This is a genomic window from Streptomyces sp. ActVer, from assembly GCF_027270795.1.
Lineage (GTDB): Bacteria > Actinomycetota > Actinomycetes > Streptomycetales > Streptomycetaceae > Streptomyces > Streptomyces umbrinus_A.
In genome coordinates this window covers 1-19,908 of record NZ_JAPWHT010000055.1, presented here as the reverse complement: position 1 = coordinate 19,908, position 19,908 = coordinate 1, and the positions used below count along the sequence as shown (strand labels likewise).

Annotated in this window: 14 protein-coding genes and 1 pseudogene; 14 read left to right on the top strand and 1 reads right to left on the bottom strand. The window is 69.4% G+C overall.

Going from position 1 to position 19,908, the window contains the following annotated elements; translation table 11 throughout:
* Positions 1-61 precede the first annotated feature (61 nt).
* On the bottom strand, positions 62-1,498 hold the full coding sequence (locus O3Q52_RS12160) for a carboxylesterase family protein (RefSeq protein WP_269648796.1): 1,437 nt from the start codon (positions 1,496-1,498) through the stop codon (positions 62-64).
* A 1,660-nt stretch (positions 1,499-3,158) separates the two neighbouring features.
* Between O3Q52_RS12160 and O3Q52_RS12155 the strand changes: the two genes are divergently transcribed.
* From O3Q52_RS12155 to O3Q52_RS12095, 14 genes and pseudogenes are all read left to right on the top strand, one after another.
* Positions 3,159-4,310: an amidohydrolase family protein gene (locus O3Q52_RS12155; protein ID WP_269648795.1), complete on the top strand. Its 1,152-nt coding sequence runs from the start codon at positions 3,159-3,161 to the stop codon at positions 4,308-4,310.
* A 361-nt stretch (positions 4,311-4,671) separates the two neighbouring features.
* Positions 4,672-4,944, top strand: a pseudogene (locus O3Q52_RS54375) (glycosyltransferase family 4 protein); the annotation flags it as partial.
* A gap of 174 nt (positions 4,945-5,118) precedes the next feature.
* On the top strand, positions 5,119-5,823 hold the full coding sequence (locus O3Q52_RS12150) for a response regulator transcription factor (RefSeq protein ID WP_269648794.1): 705 nt from the start codon (positions 5,119-5,121) through the stop codon (positions 5,821-5,823).
* A 22-nt stretch (positions 5,824-5,845) separates the two neighbouring features.
* Complete coding sequence (locus O3Q52_RS12145; RefSeq protein WP_269648793.1) at positions 5,846-7,009, top strand: cell wall metabolism sensor histidine kinase WalK; 1,164 nt, start codon at positions 5,846-5,848, stop codon at positions 7,007-7,009.
* A gap of 342 nt (positions 7,010-7,351) precedes the next feature.
* Complete coding sequence (locus tag O3Q52_RS12140) at positions 7,352-7,657, top strand: alcohol dehydrogenase catalytic domain-containing protein (protein WP_269648792.1); 306 nt, start codon at positions 7,352-7,354, stop codon at positions 7,655-7,657.
* Positions 7,658-8,144: 487 nt separating this feature from the next.
* On the top strand, positions 8,145-9,209 hold the full coding sequence (locus tag O3Q52_RS12135) for a zinc-binding dehydrogenase (RefSeq protein ID WP_269648791.1): 1,065 nt from the start codon (positions 8,145-8,147) through the stop codon (positions 9,207-9,209).
* A 172-nt stretch (positions 9,210-9,381) separates the two neighbouring features.
* Entirely contained in the window at positions 9,382-9,588 is a 207-nt protein-coding gene (locus O3Q52_RS12130) for a hypothetical protein (protein WP_269648790.1), read from the top strand.
* An 811-nt stretch (positions 9,589-10,399) separates the two neighbouring features.
* Positions 10,400-11,050 (top strand): (2Fe-2S)-binding protein, encoded by a 651-nt coding sequence (locus O3Q52_RS12125; protein WP_269648789.1) that lies wholly within the window; start codon positions 10,400-10,402, stop codon positions 11,048-11,050.
* Between the two features lie 12 nt (positions 11,051-11,062).
* Positions 11,063-12,043, top strand: a complete 981-nt coding sequence (locus O3Q52_RS12120; RefSeq protein WP_269648788.1) for a xanthine dehydrogenase family protein subunit M — start codon at positions 11,063-11,065, stop codon at positions 12,041-12,043.
* Complete coding sequence (locus O3Q52_RS12115; protein ID WP_269648787.1) at positions 12,040-14,235, top strand: xanthine dehydrogenase family protein molybdopterin-binding subunit; 2,196 nt, start codon at positions 12,040-12,042, stop codon at positions 14,233-14,235. Before O3Q52_RS12120 ends, O3Q52_RS12115 begins: the two co-directional genes overlap by 4 nt.
* A gap of 150 nt (positions 14,236-14,385) precedes the next feature.
* Complete coding sequence (locus O3Q52_RS12110) at positions 14,386-15,552, top strand: XdhC/CoxI family protein (protein ID WP_269648786.1); 1,167 nt, start codon at positions 14,386-14,388, stop codon at positions 15,550-15,552.
* Positions 15,546-16,535 carry a GTP 3',8-cyclase MoaA gene (gene moaA / locus O3Q52_RS12105; RefSeq protein WP_269648785.1) on the top strand — a complete coding sequence of 330 codons (990 nt, stop codon included), beginning with the start codon at positions 15,546-15,548 and terminating at the stop codon, positions 16,533-16,535. The genes O3Q52_RS12110 and moaA overlap by 7 nt, the downstream gene beginning before the upstream one ends.
* A 780-nt stretch (positions 16,536-17,315) precedes the next feature.
* Entirely contained in the window at positions 17,316-18,134 is an 819-nt protein-coding gene (locus tag O3Q52_RS12100; protein ID WP_269648784.1) for a hypothetical protein, read from the top strand.
* Positions 18,135-18,581: 447 nt separating this feature from the next.
* The gene (locus O3Q52_RS12095; RefSeq protein WP_269648783.1) at positions 18,582-19,832 is read left to right on the top strand and encodes an MFS transporter; all 1,251 of its coding nucleotides are present in this window, start codon (positions 18,582-18,584) and stop codon (positions 19,830-19,832) included.
* Positions 19,833-19,908: the final 76 nt, after the last annotated feature.

Here is a 19,908-nt window from a genome sequence, read left to right as displayed (position 1 = left end):
CGAGTTCCTCACTCTGTTTCGCCCCCTTGGTGCGCTATTCCGGATACCGTCCCGCCAGCCGTCAGGGACGGTCGATGCCCTCCCACAGGCCGAGGGCCTGCTGGTAGTGGGCGGTGACCTCGAAGGGCGGGTTGCCGACGCTTCCCGAGGTGGGTTTGTCCGTGACGGCGGGCCACAGACGGGACTGCTCACCGGTGGCGAAGTCGAGCACGATGTCGCGGATCCGCGTGTCACGCTCGGCCTGTTCGGCGCTGCGGCCCGGCTGTTCCTGGCCGACCAGGGCGTACATCTCGGTGCCGTGCACCGCGGGCGCGCCCTCGGCGGGCCCGATCATCAGGAGATGGGCGTTGCCGCCCGCGGCGGCGTGCGCCAGGGCGCCGCGGGCGGCCGGGAGCCCGAAGAGGTAGTCCGCCATGACCGCGGCGCGGACCTCGGCCGGGGTACGGCCGCCCTGGTCGTAGGCGTCGACGATCTTCTTCGCGCGGGAGCGGGAAATACGCCACCCCGCGACCTCGTCGAGGACGCGGTCGAGGGTGTGCGGGTTGAAGCGGTCGAGGTCGTTCGCCACCCACCACCCCATGTCGTCACTCGCCATGCTCAGCAGCACGTCGACATCGCGGTGCGCGCCCGAGGCGAGGACGTCCATGGGATGGGCGTGCACCACCGCGCCGGGCTGTCCGATGTCCAGGACGACGCCGGTGGCCTTGTTGTCCACCCCGCCGCGGACTCCGAGGTCCGTCGGGGCGACCTTGCGCAGGGCGTCCCTCAGGGAGACCGCGTCGAGGTCGAGCAGCTTCTCCGGGTTGTCCGCGACGCCGAGTTCGGTGACGAACAGGTGCGCGAGCTCCTCGGCCCACCAGGCCGGGACGCTACGAGCGGGCCCGCCGGAGAACCCGGCCAGTCGCCGGTACAGGCCGTCGGCGGAGGAGGCGCCGAGCAGACCGAAGGTGGAGTAGGCGCCGGCGCTGTGGCCGTAGACCGTGACCTGGCCGGGGTCGCCGCCGAAGTGGGCGATGTTCCGCTTGACCCAGGTCAGCGCGGCGATGACGTCCTGCAGGAAAAGGTTGCTGGCCTGGGCGAGCCGCCCGCCGTATTGCGAGAGCGAGAGTGCGCCCAGGGCGCCGAGCCGGTAGTTGACCGACACGCTCACCACGCGCCCCGTCGCGGCGAGACCGGAGGCGTTGGAGGTGATCTGGGCGTTCGCGCCGTACTCGAATCCGCCGCCGTGGATGTACACGGTCACCGGGAGCGCCTGGTCGGCCGGTTGCTCGGGGGCCCATACGTTCAGGTTCAGGCAGTCCTCGCCCATCCCGCTGTCCGCTTCGAGCCAGTCGCCGCTGTCGGGCTGGACAGAGACGACGCCCTTGCGGTCATAGGGTCGGTCTGGATCGAAGTCCGCGACCACGGGGCGGCGATACCGCTCGGCGGTGGCGTATGGGATCCCCCACCAGGACCGAACCCCTGTTGCAGTCGGAGCCTTGGGAGCGGTACCGGTCATCGCATGCCCTTCCAGCGCGGTTCGTGCGTTCGCGCGGTGCTTCGGCGGCTGGTTACTCGCGGTGACGTCTCCCATCGTTTCCCGGGATCCGACAAAACGCCCGGCGGGTGGCGGTCACTCGGTGGTCATCAGGTGACACTTCCTTGCTTCTCTTCTTCTCGTAGCCCAGGCCGCCCAGGGGAGGCCCGGGGTCTGCCATCAGCGGGCGCGTTGGACCCTGGAAAGCCAGCCGAGCAGGCACTGCATGGCGTCACCGGTGAGCTGCCGCTGCGGTCGAGCAGCAGTCATGCGGCATACGACAGAAGGACTGGTCGTTCGATCACCCGTCTGCGGCGGCCCAGTCTGCGCCGGGACGGCCTGCAGTCCCAGCGCAGACAGCCAGTTGCCGGCAGCGCATGCCCTCCCGGGCCGCTTCAGACTTCAGCACCGACGAGATCCGCTCGGCATCCCCCGCAACCGCGCGATCTCCTCCCGGTCCTTCCTTCCCCTGGCCTCAACAGCCCGAGCACCGACGCAACCAGCGACCTCCACGAGCCAGGTGAGCGGACGAACCACACCCATCTCTCTCTTCACGAGCGGCAGTTCATTCCCACACACCCGAACTAAACGATCACGTTCGGAGAGCGGATGGCGTCTCAGTCACGCAGCCCACAACGGAAAAGGGACACGATGGGTCACCGCAACGCGACACGCGTCAAAGGCCCAGACCTGGTGCAAAGCGACACGACCTGCGAGGGGCACGGTGTCTGCCGACACAAGCAAGGCGTTGAGGGGGCGTCGAACCTCGAGAACAGGCAGGACAACAACATCCGCACTGCTGTATCGCCGCTTCACCTGCACCTGGTCACAGCGGACGCACTCAAGAGGTGACCACCTACTCTCGACGGACCCGTCTGAGTAAGTCTCGCGTTCGTCGTACCGGTCGGGTGGCAGAGCCTGGCCTTCCGCATCAGTCTCCTCAGGGTGGTGGCCGGGGGCGGCACCTGAATCTGGGAGAAGCAGGAGACCGCTTCGGGAAGTGGGCGGAAGTCTGGCGATTGGCTTCATGGAAGCTTCATGTGCTGAGCCGTACGTGCTTTATGAGGCGGCTGTTGTCTGACGGTCATGCACGTACTCCTCGTCCCGCCGGTGGACAGCGTTGATCACCTTGCTGTGCGGCACTTGACGACGGCGGTTGACACCGCGCTGTCCGGTTCCGTTGTGATCGGCGCGTTCCTTCGTCCGGGGTCAGCGAAGCACGCGGACTCTGCTGGGCAGGAGTGCGGCGATGACGCGCTGCATGAAGGAACCGCCTGCCTGTTCACCAGGGCAGCGGCGGCGGGGCCGGCGGCGTTGCCCGCGGGTCCGCCCCACAGCCGACTGTCGGCCGGCGCGGCTACGTCGGCGCCATGGGGTTCCGCGCATGAGCGCCGGATCGACCTGTTGGTGACAACTGGCCCGGCCGAGGAGCGACTTGGCCGCTTGCGCTCTCTGATGGGCCCGGACCGCGCCCGCCCGAGGAGAGAGCGGTCTCCATTGCGGCGGGGACCTTCGCTGCCCTGAGCGGGCCCTACCCGGCCTGGCGACGGCGCCATGACGCACGCACATACGACCTGACTCGCACACAGAACGAAATGGGGAACTGGAAATGAACCTGGGACGGAACATCTCGCGTCGAAGGATGATCGAAGGAGCATCGGCCGCGGCGCTCGTCACGGCGGCTGCGGCCACGGTGCCTGCTGCCATGGCCAGTCCGGAGTCGGCAGTGTCCGGCCCGGGGCTGCCGAAGGGCAACTGGCGTATCGATACCCACGCGCACTACTCGCCCGACGTGTACAACGACTACCTGAAGCGCTACGGCCTGCTCGGCGCCATTACCGGGGCGTACGGTCCGTGGTCGGTCGAGCGGCACCTGGCCTTCATGGATCAGTACCGGATCCAGGCCAGCGTCCTGTCGTTCGGCGACCTGCAGGTCACCGTCGGCCCGGTCGACGACCGGCGCGCCACCGCACGCGCGGTCAACGACTGGGCCCGCGACCTCGTGCAGACCCGCGGTGACCGATTCGGGATCTTCGCGGTCACCCCGATGCCCGACATCGAGGGCTCGGTGGCCGAGGTGGACCGCGCGCTCGGCGAGCTGGATCTCGACGGCATCTGCCTGCTCACCAACTACAAGGGCACCTACCTGGGGGACCCTTCGTTCGCGCCTCTGTACGAGATCCTCAATGACCGCGGTGCCTACGTCTACGTCCACCCGACGGGTCCGGAGACGAACCCGGCTCCGAAGCTCTGCTTCGGCCCGGACATCCCGGCCGGCAACAACGTCTTCGAGTACACCTTCGACGCGACCCGTGCGATGACGAGCCTGATCTACAACGGTGTCCTGCGGGATTACCCGAACATCCGCTGGCACTTCACGCACAGCGGCGGGGCCCTGCCGTTCCTGGCCTACCGGCTCGCGACACGGCACTCGGCCTTCCCGCCGTTCAATGAGGTGCTGCCGGAAGGCCCCCTCAAGTACATCAAGCGGATGTTCTTCGACGATGCACAGGCGTTCACCGCGGCGCAGTTGGAGCCGCTGTCGTCGCTGGTGCCCGACGACCACATCATGTTCGGCAGCGACTGGCCCGCGACCCGCCACCTCTACGCGGCCGACAACGTCGAGACGATGCCCTTCCTCAAGGGCAGCTTGCCGAATCTCAAGGCAGGCGACCCCGAACCGACCGTCGACGAGGTCTACAGTCGGCCCCAGCGGATCGCTCTGGAGCGGAACAACGCCCTGGAGCAGTTCCCGAAGCTGAAGGCGCGTATACGCCGCGCCGGCTCGCGCTGAGCCGCGACTGCGGGCCAAGCCCGCCGCCCGCTGCTCCGCCGACGGGGCGCGGGCGGTGCTCCGTGTAAAGGTCGGCGCGGCCGGCGGAGGGGTCGTCGACGGAAATCGACGTCGCTTGCCGGGCGAACGTGGCCCGCAGGATGGGGAAGCCGGTTTGCGCAGGTCCGCTCCGTACGTGGCGGGTCGTCGCTCCTGCCGCAGCGAGACCACCGCGGCAGTACAAGCCCGGCTCCTGTGGGCGGTGTCGGGGGAAGTCAACCTTCTCGTGCATGCCAGGCCGTGCACCGGGCTGACGGCATCGGCGTGGAAGCCGTGAACGCCTTGGTGGCTTCAACCGTGTGTCTGCCACGGTCTCACTCTTGTGGTGTGTTCCACAGCTCCCGGCGTTCGGCCCATTGCGGTGGTGGGCCTGGTGTGGCGGTGCGCTCTGCGGCCGGGGTACGCAGCCCGGCGAGGACCAGGTCGAGGTGCCGCGAGCCTGGTCACCCTGGAAGCCATGGCCGCGGGCAAGCCCGTCGTCGCGGCCGACGCGATGGCCCTGCCTCACCTGGTCCACCCCGGCCGCAACGGCTACCTCTTCCCGCCCGGTGACGTGCGCGCCCTCGCCGACCGCCTCATGGAACTGCTCGACGACCCCGCGGCCCGGCGGCCCGGCGCCGGATGGGCGAGGCGGGCCGGGAGATCGTCACCGAGCACGACATCCACCGTACGCTGGCCACATTCGAGGCCCTCTACCTCCACGCCGCCGGTCACCCCGCGGCCAAGACGACCCTCCCCCTTCCCACCTCGGCGATGGAAAGCGAGCACGATGAGTACGCAGCGCGTTCTGGTCGTCGATGACGAACCCAAGATCCGCATGACCGTGCGCGGCTACCTGGAGGCGGACGGGTTCCACGTCGTCGAAGCTGCGGACGGACCCTCCGCCCTGCAGGCGGTCACCCGTGACCGGCCGGACCTCGTGGTGCTCGATGTGATGCTCCCCGGGCTGGACGGATTTCAGGTCCTGCGCCGCATCCGGGAGGCGAGCCAGATCCCGGTCATCATGCTCACCGCCCGGGACGAGGAGGTCGACCGGCTGATCGGCTTCACCACCGGCAGCGACGACTACGTCACCAAGCCGTTCAGTCCCCGTGAACTGGCACTACGGGTACGCGCCATCCTGCGGCGCACCGACAGCCGCCCCGAAGCGGCCCACGAGGACGCCGCGCTGCGCTTCGACGGGCTGACCATCGATCCCGAGACACGGACCGTCCTCGTCGATGCCGACCGGACGGTGGAGCTGTCCGCTCTCGACTTCGATCTGCTGTTCGCAATGGCCCGAGCCCCCGGGCGGGTCTTCACCCGGCGCGGACTGCTGACCCACGTGTGGGGCGAGGACTTCTTCGGCGACGAGCGCGTCGTGGACGTACACATCCGTACTCTGCGGCGCGCACTGGGCGATGAGGCGAGCGCACCCCGGTTCGTCGGCACCGTCCGCACCATCGGCTACCGGTTCGTCGGGCGTCCTGCCTGACGGCCAGGAAGGATGCCCAGCCATGCCACCCCCCAGCCTCCCGGCCTACCGCACATATCGTGCGCGGCTGCGCCGAATCCAGCAGCGGATGTCGCTGCGCAATCGGCTGGTGCTCTCGCACGTCATGGTGCTCCTCCTGGCACTGGCGGCCATGGCGGCGATCAGCGCGCTGATCGAGGTGTGGCTCGGGCTGGACGACATCGAAGGCGACGTGGTCCTGCAGATCGGCCTCTTGTTCGGACTGGGCGCGGCTTTCCCGGCGTCCGTCGCCCTGTCCCGGTTTCTGCTGCGTCCCCTCGACAAGGTGCGCGCCGCCACGCGCCGGCTCGCCGAGGGACACTACGACGACATCCTCGAACTCCCCAGCGAGCCGGGCCTGGCGGCGCTGGTCGAAGACGTCAACACGCTGGCGGCAGCCCTCGCCGACACCCAACGCCGCCGCGCCCGGCTCATTTCCGAGGTCGCCCATGAGATGCGGACCCCCATCACCCTCCTACGCGGCCAGATCGAGGGCGTGGCCGACGGCATCTTCATCCCCGACGAGGCGATGTTCGCCTCCCTCGCCGACGACCTTCACCGGCTGCAACGCCTGGCGGGCGACCTCTCCAGCCTGTCCCGGTCGGAGGAGGCCGCCTTCGATCTTCACCGCAAGCCCACCGACGTGGCCACGCTGGCACGGGCCACAACCGAGCGACTGCGCCCCCAGTACGACGACCAGACGGTAGCCCTTGCCGTGGACGCAGGCACACCAGTCGGCACCTTCTGCGACCCGGACCGGATCACCCAGGTCCTGGTGAACCTGCTCGGCAACGCACTGGCCGCATGCGATCCGCATGGGCATGTGGCGCTGTCCGTGCACACCGAACCGTCTCCCGGCCACCACGTGATCGTCCGCGTCATGGACGACGGCATCGGCATCGCCGAACACGACGTCGAGCGCATCTTCCACCGCTTCGAACGCCTCGAACATCCCGGCCGACCCGCTGCCGCCGGCGGCAGCGGCATCGGCCTGACCATCGCCCGGGGTATCGCCCGAGCCCACGGCGGAGACATCACCGCGGAGTCCGCTGGGCTGGGCAAGGGAGCAACGTTCACCTTGCGCCTACCGCAGAAACCCGCCCCAGAGAGCGGCATGCCTCAGGCTCCCGCTGACTCCTTGGACCCATCGACCCCGGAGCGGCGGTGATGAGCGGGTCGGGGTCGTGAACGACGCCGAGCAGTGCGCACTCAGTGCATGTCGCCGACCTCGGGGACGGTGAGGGCACGTGCGGCTGCCGAAGCGCGTGACACGGCCAGTGTCCCGGGAATCGCTCGGTCCGCAGGCCTTCCCCGTGCGCGGTCAGCAGACCCCACTGCGCGTGAGCGGGCGTCAGACGCTCCTCCGGCAGGGGGTGTCCCCACGGTGGTGATGCGCATGTGACGGGGAGTATCCGGTGATCGTGTATCAGGAGTTCGGCCGCTACGAGGTCCTGCGGCTCGCGGAGACCGAGGAGCCGAGCGTCCACCTGGCCAGGTCCGGCTGAAGGCCATGGCCCTCGGCGTCAACAGTGTGGACCACAGTGTCCGCTGCGGCTGGCTGCATCGCTTGTTCCCCGTGACCTTCCCCGTCACTCTGGGCTCGGAAGCGGTCGGCATCGTCGACCGGGTCGGTGAGGGCGTCACCCACATCTCGGTCGGGGACGGGGAGTGGGCGCCAGCGTGGAGAGCCGGCTTCATGGAAGCTTCATACGCCCAGTGGTACGTGCTTTATGAGGCGGCTGTTGCCTGGAGGGCATGCAGGTCTTCCTCGTCCCGCCATCGACCGCCGTTGATCACCATGCTGTGCGGCACCTGACGACGGCGGTTGACATCGCACTGTCCGGGTCCATCGTGCTCGGCGCGCTCCTTCATCCGGAGTCCAGCGGGCACGGGGATCCGGTGGGGCACACGCTCAGCGAGCACGCGCCGTATGAAGGAACCGCTGGCCTTTTCACGGCCGGTGCGGGGGCAGCGGCGGCGTTGCTCGCGGATCCGCTACACAGCCGACTGCCAGCGGCACCGGCTGCCTTGGGCGTCGGGTGCGCCGGACTCGCGCTCAGCCCTAGATCTGCTCGTGATCCCGACGCCGTCGCCCGACCCGGACACGGCGGGGCGGAACTTCGAACTGACGCTCACCGGCCCCGAGACCAAGTGGCCGATCGTCGGACTGTTCAGTTCCCGATCCATCCCTGGTAAGCCGTCTGGCCGAGGTGCGCTCGCCCACGGTCTCGCCAGGTGGGCGAGGCACAGGCGGCTCCATGGAGTCCCAGATGAACCGCGTAACGATCTGAAGGAACGTGAGAGTGGAACAGACCATGATGGCGGTCCGCCTGTTCGAGCATGGCGGGCCCGAGGTGCTCAAGTACATCGAGGCGCCGATTCCCGAGGTCGGCCCCGATGACATCCTGATGCGCGTGCATGCCACGGCCGTCAACAGCTGGGACCTGCGCTACCGCTCGGGCAACCTGCCGCAGCCCCTCCCAGGGCGGCCGCCGTGGCCTGTGCCGTTCCAGCTCGGCCGGGACGCGGCTGGTGAAATCGTCGCCACCGGCGAGAACGTCACCACGTGGCGCCCCGGCGACAGGGCGGTGCAGCTTCCGCACCCGCCGTGCCGTAACTGCGCCCTGTGCGTACGCGGGCTCGAAAACCTGTGCATCGACACCGCCTACCCCGGACACCAAGTCTTCGGTGGATACGCCCAGTACGTTGTGCGTCGCCAGGACGCGATCCTGCCCATCCCCGACGGCGTCGACTTCGAGACAGCCGCAGCCACCATGTGGACCTACACCACCCCGCTCAACTGTGCGCGGCAGGCACCTGTCGGTCCTGGCGACACGGTGGTCATCACCGGCGCCAGCGGCGGGATGGCGATCGCCTGCGCACAACTGGCGAAGCTGAGCGGAGCCACCGTCATCGGCACGACCACCAAGCCGGACCGCGACGAAGCGCTCAGGAAGCTCGGCTACGACCACATCGTGCACTCCACCGATCCCCGACTGCCGGCACAGGTCAGGGAGCTGACGCGCGGTCTGGGCGCCGACGCCGTCTGGGACTGTGTCGGCGGCAACGACTTCTTCCAGCTCTCCCTTTCCTGCATACGCCTCGGCGGCACTGTCATCGTCCTGGGCACACCGACCGACCAGGGATCCCGGCTCGAGCTGGACGCACTCGCCCTCATCGGCGGGCAGGTGAGGATCGCCAGCGTACGCGGCGCGACCCTGCGGGACCAGCAGCTGTGCCTGGAACTGCTGGCGGACGGAAAGATCAACCCGATCATCGACCGGGCCTTTCCCCTGGCAGAGGCAGCCCAAGCCCACGCATTCCTGGAAAGCCACCGACAGACCGGCAAAGTGCTCCTCCTGCCATGACACCCGGGTCGATTGCTGACGCCCGCAGAAGGCGCGTTGAGCACGCCGTCCTCGACCCTGAACGGGACTCCAGTGACTGGAGAGATGGGGGTCAAGGGAGCGCACTACGGAGGCCCGTGCCCGAGGTGGACAAGGGACAAGCAGCAAACCCTGTCCACAACGGCTGTTCCACATGCCGCCCTGGGACGTTCTCGCCAGCGACGAGGCCCACCGCACGGCCGGCAACCTCCCCAAACCCTGGGCGCTGCTGCTGGCCACCAGCAGGTCTTCGCCCACCACCGGGTTGGTCGTCGCCGCCCGGGAGCGCAACGCCATCCCCTCCGGACGGCGGCGGCGCCGGCGAGAGAGACGGCAAGGCTGGCCGGGAGCCCTGGCGTGATGACGGGTGTGTGCCGAGCCCGGCTTTCTCCAGCTACACGATCTCCTCGACGGCCCTTTGAGGGTTGTTCCCGGCGTACTCAAGAGTGGTGGCCAGTTCCATGGGCTTTCCTCTCCGCGTCGTCCGTTCCCGGGAACACCGGCATGCGCGAGGCGGAAGCTGGTCCGGTACGGCTGGTCATCGCTCCCCGGCCAGTGTGGTGCGAGCGAGGCAGCCGGGAAAACAGAAATCAAGTGCCTGCTTATTGAGGCCCTGGGTCATCACCGGTGTCTGGCGGGGATGTTCCCTGCGGCTCAGGCCGCCGGCGCCGCTCAGCCACCGGATCTTTGCCTCCTGGTGATTCCACGATCTGTTGGGCGACGAGCCCAGCTGTGCGCACGGGCGCAGCGCCGGCCTTCGTCAGCGGCGGACACACAGTGCGTAAGGACCTCAAGCGACGTCATCAGCCGGCCGAGGCACCGACGCCTTGTGAGGTCTGGACGCGCCTTCTCGCCCGAAACAGGCTCTCTCGCACAGCGGCAGTGGCCGCCCGGTCCACCGACGCGGGCGTCATCGGCGGGGAAGCGCTGTCCTGCTTGCCCCCACACCCACGCCGCAGATGACGTAACCACGCCTCGGCCCTTGGGGGGAGAGAACGATCGGGGGAGGAAAGTCTCCCTGCCACAGGCGTGACTGGCGATGCCAGACTGCCGGGCATGACCGGCCGCGGCTTGATCCGCACGGTCGTCCAGGTCCTGCGGCGACGACGGTCCCGCTTCCTGCCGTGCCGCTGCGCGCGGCGTGATCCGTCCGCGATGCGAAGGCGTTACCCATGTCTACTGAAGTCCCCGAGTCTGCCGTTCCACCCCCCGCCGGAGCCGGCGAGTCCTCGCCTGCTCCCAGCCGGCGCACCTTCATCGCCACCACTGGCGCGGTCGGTGGTGCGGTCGTTGCGGGCAGTGTGATCGGAGGGACATATCTTCTCGACCCGGAGGAGGCGCCCCCCGCCGATACGTCGCCCTCCAGCCGTGTGTCCCTGACCGTGAACGGCACCCGGCGCACGGTCACCGTCGACAACCGCACCTCGCTGCTGGATCTGCTGCGCGAGCACTTCGAACTGACGGGCTCCAAGAAGGGCTGTAACGCCGGGGCCTGCGGAGCGTGCACGGTCCTGGTCGACGGGCAGCGGGTGAACTCCTGCCTCACATTGGCGGTACGCCTGGAGGGCGCCCAGGTCACCACGGTCGAGGGCCTGGCCGACGGCGACCAACTCCACCCGCTGCAGCAGGCGTTCGTCGACCAGGACGCCTTCCAGTGCGGCTACTGCACCCCCGGCCAGATCATGTCCGGGGTGGGCTGCATCAAGGAGGGGCACACCGGTTCGCCGGAGGAGATCCGGGAGTGGATGAGCGGCAACATCTGCCGCTGTGGCTGCTACGTGAAAATCGTGCGGGCCCTTGAGCAGACCGCCGGCCGGAGTTAAGGAGCCGCTGACATGTATCCCTTCTCCTTCACGAAGGCCGCGAACACCCGCGAGGCCCTCAACGCGGGCCGCCACGGCGGCCGGTACATCGCCGGCGGTACCACGCTCGTCGACCTGATGCGCGAGACCGTCGAGCGTCCCGAAACCCTGGTCGACATCCGTGACCTGCCGATGCATGAGGTCCAGGTCGCCGAGCGCGGTGGCTTGCGCATCGGCGCGCTGGTGACCATGACCGAGGCCGCCGCCCACCCCAAGGTGCGCTCGCTGTACCCCGTCATCTCCCAGGCGCTGGAACTGAGCGCTTCCGCCCAGCTGCGGAACATGGCCACCATCGGCGGCAACATTATGCAGCGCACCCGCTGCACCTACTTCCGCGACGTCACCGCCGACTGCAACAAGCGTGAGCCCGGCTCGGGTTGCGCCGCGCTGAAGGGCTTCAACCGTACGCACGCGATCCTCGGGACGTCCGACGCCTGCGTGGCCACCCACCCCTCCGACGCGGCCGTGGCATTCGCCGCGCTGGAAGCACGGGTGCACCTGCTGGGCCCGGACGGAGAACGCCAGATCCCCTTCGCCGACTTCCTGCTGCGACCGGGCAACACCCCCAACCGTGAACAGACCCTGAAGCAAGGTGAGTTGATCACCGCAGTGGAGGTTCCCGCGCTGCCGAGCCCGCTGAAGTCCGGCTATCTGAAGGTGCGAGACCGCCAGTCCTACGAGTTCGCCCTCACCTCGGCGGCGGTGGCGCTGCACGTGGGCGGCGGAGTGATCCGGGAGGCGAAGGTCGCCGCCGGGGGAGTGGGCACGGTGCCGTGGAAGCTGCCCGCCGTTGAGCGGCATCTCGTCGGCGAGCGCCCCTCGGAGTCGTTGTGGACGGCCGCTGCCGCCAAGGCGGCGGAAGGCGCTCGTCCCCTTCAGCACAACCGGTTCAAGGTCGAGTTGCTGAAACGGACCGTGGAACGTCAGCTGCGCGTCGTAGGAGGTACCAAGTGAGTCCCCAGCCGCAGGCAGCCGTGGGCGCGCCGCTGTCGAGGGTGGACGGCCGGCTGAAGGTCACCGGCAAGGCGGTGTACGCCGCCGAACACGACGTCGACGGAGCGGTGCACGCCGTGATCGTCGACGCGAGCATCGGCCGCGGCCGCGTCACCTCGATCGACACCGGCGCCGCCGAAGCCCATCCGGGCGTGCTGCGGGTCATCAGTCACCGCAACGCGCCGAAGCTGCCGTACCGCGACAACGCCGGGTCCAACAACATGCCGGGCCGACGACTTCGCGTCTTCCAGGACGACAAGGTCCTCTTCCACGGTCAGCCAGTCGCCGTCGTGATCGCCACCACGCTGGAGGCCGCACAGCACGGCGCGAGCCTCGTCAAGGTCGGCTACGACGCCGAGCGGCCCTCGACCGACCTGCACGACGCCGAGCGGGACAAGCCGACGAACTACGCGCGCGGCGACGCGGAAGCGGGCCTGCGCGACGCTCCCGTGCGGCTGGACCTGACCTACCAACTGGCCCGCAACCACCACAACCCGATGGAACCGCACGCCACCATCGCCCGCTGGAACGGCGACAGTCTCACCGTGTGGGACAAGACCCAGTGGGTGATGGGTACCCACGACGAGCTCGCCGCAGTGTTCGACCTGCCCGCAGCCTCGGTGCGCGTCATCAACCCGTTCGTCGGCGGTGGCTTCGGCAGCGGGCTGCGCTGCTGGCCGCACACGGTCATCGCTGCGTTGGCCGCGCGCGAGACGAAACGTCCGGTCAAGCTGGTACTCAGCCGCAGGCAGATGTACTTCGGCACCGGCTTCCGGCCGTCGTACGAGTACCGGCTGCGGTTGGGCAGTGACCGGCGCGGTCGGCTGGCGGCAGCGATCCACGACATCGACGCCGAAACCTCTTCGTACGAGACGTTCACCGAGGCCGTCATGGGTGCGGGGCAGATGACCTACAGCATGCCCGGCGTGAGCCAGGCGTACCGGACGGTGCCGCTGGACGTGAACACCCCGATCTGGATGCGCGGCCCCGGCTTTGCCTCGGCCTCCTTCGCGATCGAGTCGGCCATGGACGAACTCGCGCACAAGCTGGCCATCGACCCGATCGAGCTGCGCAGGCGCAACGAGCCGAACGAGGACGAGTCGAGCAACCTGCCGTTCTCGACCCGGCGGCTGCGGGAGTGCTACACCGTCGGTGCCCGCGAGTTCGGCTGGAACCGCCGCAACCCCAGGCCCCGCTCGACGCGTGACGGGAACTGGCTGATCGGCCTGGGCATGGCCGCCGGCGTCTACGATCCCGGGCGTTTCCCCGCAGAGGCCCGGGCCCGCCTCGATGCCGACGGCACCGCAGTGGTCGAGACGGCCACCAGTGACATGGGGCCGGGCACCTACACCTCTCAGACCCAGGTCGCCGCCGACGCGCTCGGGCTGACCATGCGCACGGTGACCTTCAGGCTCGGCGACTCGCTGTATCCGCCCACCGGGCCGCACGGCGGCTCGGCGACCATGGCCAGCGTCGGCACCGCCGTCGTCGACGCCTGCAACCAGGTACGCAAACAGGCGATCAAACTGGCCGTCGAGGACCGCGAGTCGCCGCTGTACGGGGTGGCCGCCGCTGATGTGGTCGTACGGGGCGGCCGGCTGCACGTGCAGGGCACCCCGACGCGCGGTGAGACGTACCGCAGTCTGCTGGCTCGCAATGACCGTTCCCACCTGGAAGCCCGCGGCAGTTACACCGGGCCGCCGACGCCCGAACGGGAGTCCTACCACGCGTACAACGCGACCTTCGCCGAGGTCGCGGTGGACGCGACGCTGGGGCTGGTGCGGGTGCGGCGGATGCTCGGGGTGTACGACGCGGGCCGCATCATCAGCCCCAAGCTGGCCGACAGCCAGGCCATCGGCGGCATTGTAGGCGGCATCGGCACGGCCCTGCTGGAGCACACGGTCACCGACCACCGCGACGGCCGGATCGTCAACGCCAACCTCGCCGACTACCTCGTACCCGTCAACGCCGACGTCCCCCAGGTCCGGGCGATCTACCTGGACGGCGAGGACAACGCGGGCAACGCGCTAGGGGTGAAAGGGCTCGGCGAGGTCGTCCAGGTGGGTGTGGCGGCCGCCATCGGCAACGCGGTCTTCAACGCCACCGGCCGCCGGGTCCGTGAACTGCCCATCACCGCCGAGGCGTTGCTCTGAGCCGAGTGGCCGGGCCGCCGCCCCGCGGCCCAGCGGCCCGGGCACTCCTTCCCCGTCCGGCTGCCGGACCCATACGGGGCCGCCGCCGCGTGATGACGCTCCCCCGCGGCGCGGCGGCGGCCCCTCATCCCTTGCACGAAGGACCCGTTCATGCTGAACATCGCGGACACACTGCACCTTTGGTGCCGCGAGGCTCGCCCCTTCGCCCTGGCAACCGTCGTCGACGTGGCCGGCAGCGCACCGCTGCCCATCGGTACGTCGCTCGCGGTGGACGCGGACGGCAACGCGGTCGGCAGCATCTCCGGCGGCTGCGTCGAGGGCGCGGTCTACGAACTGTGCCGACAGGTGCTCAGCGACCGGGGCGATCCGCAACGCGCCTGGTTCGGGTACTCCGATGACGACGCCTTCGCCATCGGACTGACCTGCGGCGGCGAACTCGACGTCCTCGTCCAACGCATCGACCCTGCGGTCCAGCCGCACCTCGCAGCCGCTCTCGCCGACACCGTCCAGGGCCAACCCACCGCCGTGGCCCAGGTCGTGGCCGGCCCCCGCGACCTCATCGGCTCCACCCTGAGCGTCCTCGCCGACGGCAGCGGCACCTACGGCACCCTGGACGGCGGGCCGACGGACAAGCTGGTGGCCCAGGAGGCGCAGGCCCTGCTGCGGGCCGGACGTACCACCCGTGTCACGGTCGGGGGGAACGGGGACGGCTGCCCCGAACCGCTGACCGTCCTCGTCCACGTCCACGCGTCCCGCCCCCGCATGCTGATCTTCGGCGCCGTCGACTTCGCCGCCGCCCTCAGCCAGGCCGGCCACTTCCTGGGCTACCGGGTCACCGTGTGCGACGCCCGCCCCGTCTTCGCCACGCCCGCCCGCTTCCCCTACGCCGACGAGGTCGTCGTCGACTGGCCCCACCGCTACCTGGCACAGACGGCCGTGGACGCCCGTACCGCCGTCTGTGTGCTCACCCACGACGCCAAGTTCGACATCCCCCTGCTGCAGTTGGCACTCGACCTGCCCGTCGGCTACGTCGGCGCGATGGGCTCCCGGCGCACTCACGAAGAGCGCCTTCTCCGGCTGCGTGAAGTCGGCGTCATGCAGGAACAGTTGACCCGGCTGCGGTCCCCGATCGGCCTCGACCTCGGCGCCCGCACGCCCGAGGAGACGGCGATCTCGATTACCGCGGAGATCATCGCCCATGCCGGCCGGGGGAGTGGCTTGCCTCTGGGCCGGGTCAGCGGCCCGATCCACCGCGTTTCCGGGGCGGTGCCGGAGACGGCGCGGCATGGGGGAGGAATGGTCTCAGGAACGTGCTGATTGACGCCTATGGCCGGCAGGCCACCGACCTGAGGGTCTCACTGACCGACCGGTGCAACCTGCGCTGTACATACTGCATGCCCGAGGAGGGCCTGCAGTGGCTGGGCAAGAGCGACCTGCTGACGGACGATGAGATCGCCCGTCTGATCGCCATCGCGGTGACCTCGCTGGGCATCGAGGAGGTCCGCTTCACCGGCGGCGAGCCCCTGCTGCGCCCGGGCCTGGTCGGCATCGTGGAGCGGGTCGCCGCCCTGGCTCCGCGCCCGCAGATGTCCCTGACGACCAACGGCATCCGCCTCAAGCGCACCGCGATTGCACTGCAGGCGGCAGGCCTGGACCGGGTCAATGTCTCTCTGGACACGCTGCGTCCGGACGTGTTCAAGGCGCTCACCCGCCGGAACCGCCACCAGGACGTCCTGGAAGGCATGGAGGCGGCTCGCGAGGCCGGCCTGGCCCCGGTGAAGGTGAACAGCGTCCTGATGCCGGGCCTCAACGACGACGAGGCCCCCGACCTGCTGGCCTGGGCGGTGGAGCACTCCTACGAGCTGCGCTTCATCGAGCAGATGCCCCTGGACGCCCAGCACGGCTGGAAGCGCGACGGCATGATCACCGCAGGGGACATCCTGACCTCCCTGCGGACCCGCTTCGAGCTGACGGAGGAGGCCTCCCGGACCCGGGGTTCGGCGCCGGCAGAGCGCTGGCTCGTGGACGGTGGCCCGCACCGCGTGGGCGTGATCGCTTCGGTGACTCGCCCGTTCTGCGCCGCCTGTGACCGCACCCGGCTCACCGCAGACGGCCAGATACGAACCTGCCTGTTCGCCCGGGAGGAGTCCGACCTGCGCGCGGCCCTGCGCTCGGACATCCCCGACGAGGAGATCGCGCGGATCTGGGGCGAGGCGATGTGGGGCAAGAAGGCGGGCGCCGGCCTGGACGACCCGACCTTCGTTCAGCCGGATCGCCCGATGTCGGCGATCGGAGGCTAGGATTTTTCTCCCAGGATAAAATCCTTCCGGGGAGAAAAATCCTACTGCTCGCCGCTGCATTCCTTTTGTTTCGCCGGAGCGGTATGACTGGCAATCGGGAACGGCGAGAATGTTGCCGGCTGTCTTTCCTGTTCAAAGTCAATTGATCGGTTTTTGGGGACGAGGGCAGCGGTTTCGTCTACGGCGACGGCCCGGTGATGACCAACGCCCATGCCGTCGCCGGCGTGGACCGTCCGTGAGCCCGGGCCGGCGGGGTGGGGGAGCTGCAGCCCGCGACCGTCGTGCTGTACGGCCCAGGCACCGACCGCCGCGGTGCCGCGCGTGGACGGTCTGGACGCCCCGGCCGTCGCCTTCGCCGGGAGCAACTCGGGCGTACTGCTGCCGACCACCGACGGGCAGGCCCACGGCATGGCCTTCGCCCGCTAGGCCACCTACCCGGGCACGGGGTGGGCGCTCACTGCCGACGAGCTGCGCGCCCTCGCCGCCCAGGGCGCCCGGGCCGACGCACCGATCCAGACACGGGACATTTCCGCATAGCCATCGCATCGCACCCGGTAAAAGGGGGAGAGTTCCCTCCCCGGATGTTCTCCTCCCCGGATGAATTTCTCCTCTTTTCGTGCCCGCGCCAGCGTGTGAGGGTCGGAATCGAGTATTTCTCGCCGATGGATCACGCTTTGCTAAATCCCGTGCGTGGTCCTTGAAACCGTCAACGGAACGCAAGGAAACGATGAGGAAGGTCATCTCCATCACCGGCGCCGACCGGGACTCCGAGAGGCGTCCATGACGGCCCCTACGCTGGATCGGCACACTCCCACGATTGCCCCCGAGAGCTGGCCGGTCGTCCCGGAAGGACAGGCGCCCGCCATGCGGCCGGGGGACCGGAGAGCCCGCAGGGTGTTGTGGTGGGCGGCATGCCTGATCTGTGGCGGCCTCGTGGGCCTTGTCCTCGCCATCGTCGGCACGCTGCGCGGACGGACGCCGTCCCGGCTGCGGCGCGGGGTGGTCGTGGCCGGGGCGGCGGTGCAGCTGGCGTCCGGCGGTTCCTTCGCGGTAGCCGGAGCCGACGGTGATAGAGGCTTGTGGGAGACCACCCGCATGGTGGTCAACGCGCCGGTCTCCGGAGCGGCCCTGCTCTACGGCGTCGGCAAGGGTGGCGAGGTGCATCAGGGAGGCAACGGGACGACCGCTGTGGTCCTGGACGACGGAGTCGTCCGCGCCGGCACCATGTTCGGCACGGTCTTCCTGACCGACCAGCGCATGGAGACGGACTCGCCGCGCACGCGGCGCCTGGCGGAACACGAGGCCCAGCACGCCGACCAGTGGGCGGCCTTCTCGCTCGCCGGCGGGCCGGCCGCCTTCCCCGCGCTGTATGCCCTCGACGAGGCGTTCTTCCCCGGTGCGTTCAACCACTTCGAACGTCAGGCCGGGCTCGATGACGGCGGCTACGACACGCCGTCGGACTGCCCGTCCATCGCCGGCCGGCTCACCCTTGTCTCCCTCGGGCTGGTCACCGGATCGACCCTGGTCGCCCGGCGCAGGCTCCGCGGCCCATCTTCGGCTGCGACCGGACGTAAAGACTTCCCCCGCTCGGCGTCCTGACAACCGGTGCGTGTCCGGGTTTTCGATGTCGGGGGCAGTCCGAAGTCGACACAGGATCGTGTCGTCGATCCGGCGCTCGTCGCGCAGGCGGCCTCGGCGGCACCCGACTTCAGCAACCGCAGCCGCACCAGATCGGTGTCGCCCCCTCGTGCAGGCGCACGATGCGCATCCGGTGGCCCGGCGGAACGCAAGGCGAAGACGGTCCGCCGCAACGCGGAAAGGACTCCCGTGGTTCCCAGCACTCCGGTGTAGGCGGCCGTCGAAGGTCCCTTGCCGTAAGGCCCCTCGCCGTAAGGCGGCAGCAGTCGAAAGAAAGATCACTCGCCGCTCCGTCACGAAGCCAGGGAGGGATTACTCCCCCTCACAGAGCGCCCGCGCGGTGCGATGCTCTACGGCGACCCCACCCCGCAGCGGTCGCACCTCGCTTTGAAAAGAGAATGCAACCGAATGTCACCCACACCCGATGGCCGACCCCACAAGCTGCCCTTCGTCGTCCTGGTGCTGTCCGCCGGGACATTCCTCATGGGCACCACCGAATTCGTCATCGCGGGCCTGTTGCCCGAGATTGCCGACGATCTGAATGTCAGTGTGTCCCACGCGGGCCTGCTGATCACAGCGTTCGCGGCAGGCATGATCGTCGGGGCGCCGGCGATGGCGATCGCGACGCTGCACCTGCCCCGGCGCTCCACGCTGATCCTCGCGCTCGTCGTCTTCGCCGTGGGCCACCTGGTCGCCGCGCTCAGCTCGTCCTTCGCGCTCGTGCTCGCGGCCCGAGTGGTGACCGCGCTGACCACCGGGACCTTCTGGTGCGTCGGCGCGATCGTGGCCACGACCGCGGCAGGGCCGGCCGCGACGTCACGGGCCCTGGGCATGCTCCTGGGAGGTCTGACCGTGGCCACTGTGGCCGGCGTACCGCTGGGCGCGTGGCTGGGGCAGTTGTCGGGCTGGCGCGGGCCGTTCTGGGCGCTGGCTGCGCTGTCGGCCGGCGCGGCGGCGGTCATCGGCTGGTACATCCCTGCCGACGAGCGGTCCGAAGAGCCTTCCGTCCGGGCCGAGTTCGCCGCGCTGCGGGATGTCCGGGTCTGGCTGATACTCAGTTCCATGACGCTGCTGATGGGCGGTGTCCTGGCGACGTACACCTACATCTCGCCCCTGCTCACCGAACGGGCCGGCATCCCCGCTGGAGTCGTGCCCATGGTCCTGACCGGCTACGGCCTGGGCGCCCTGCTGGGCACCACGGTCGGCGGGCGCCTGGGCGACCGTCGCCCCCTTGCCACGCTGTTCACGGCCGCCGCCACGACCACGCTGGTCCTGCTGTTGTTGACCTCGCTCTCCCCGAGCCCCGTGGCGGCCGTCGTCCTGGTGACACTCATGGGGATGACGGGCTTCGCCGCAAACCCGGCGCTCGGCGCACTGGCCCTGCGCTTCGCCGGTTCCGCGCCCACGCTCGCCTCCGGCCTCAGCGGCGCGGCGCCCAACGTTGGCATCGCCATCGGCTCCTGGACGGCGGGCATCGCCCTGACCTCTCCGCTGGAGCAGACAGGGCCGCCAATGGTCGGCACAGCGGCGGCCGCCCTCACCCTCGTTCCGCTGACCGCACTCGCACTGATGCGCGCCACCCGCTCCGAGGCGCCCTCGCCTCAACCCCGAGCAGCCGCAGACCAGCCGATCGGGTGCGGTACCCAGGACATTGCCTGAGTAGCTGTTGTCTTTTCGGACTTGAGGACTGCGTTTCCGCTGGTCGGGCGTAGGGTCGGCGATTCCGTGGGAGTTG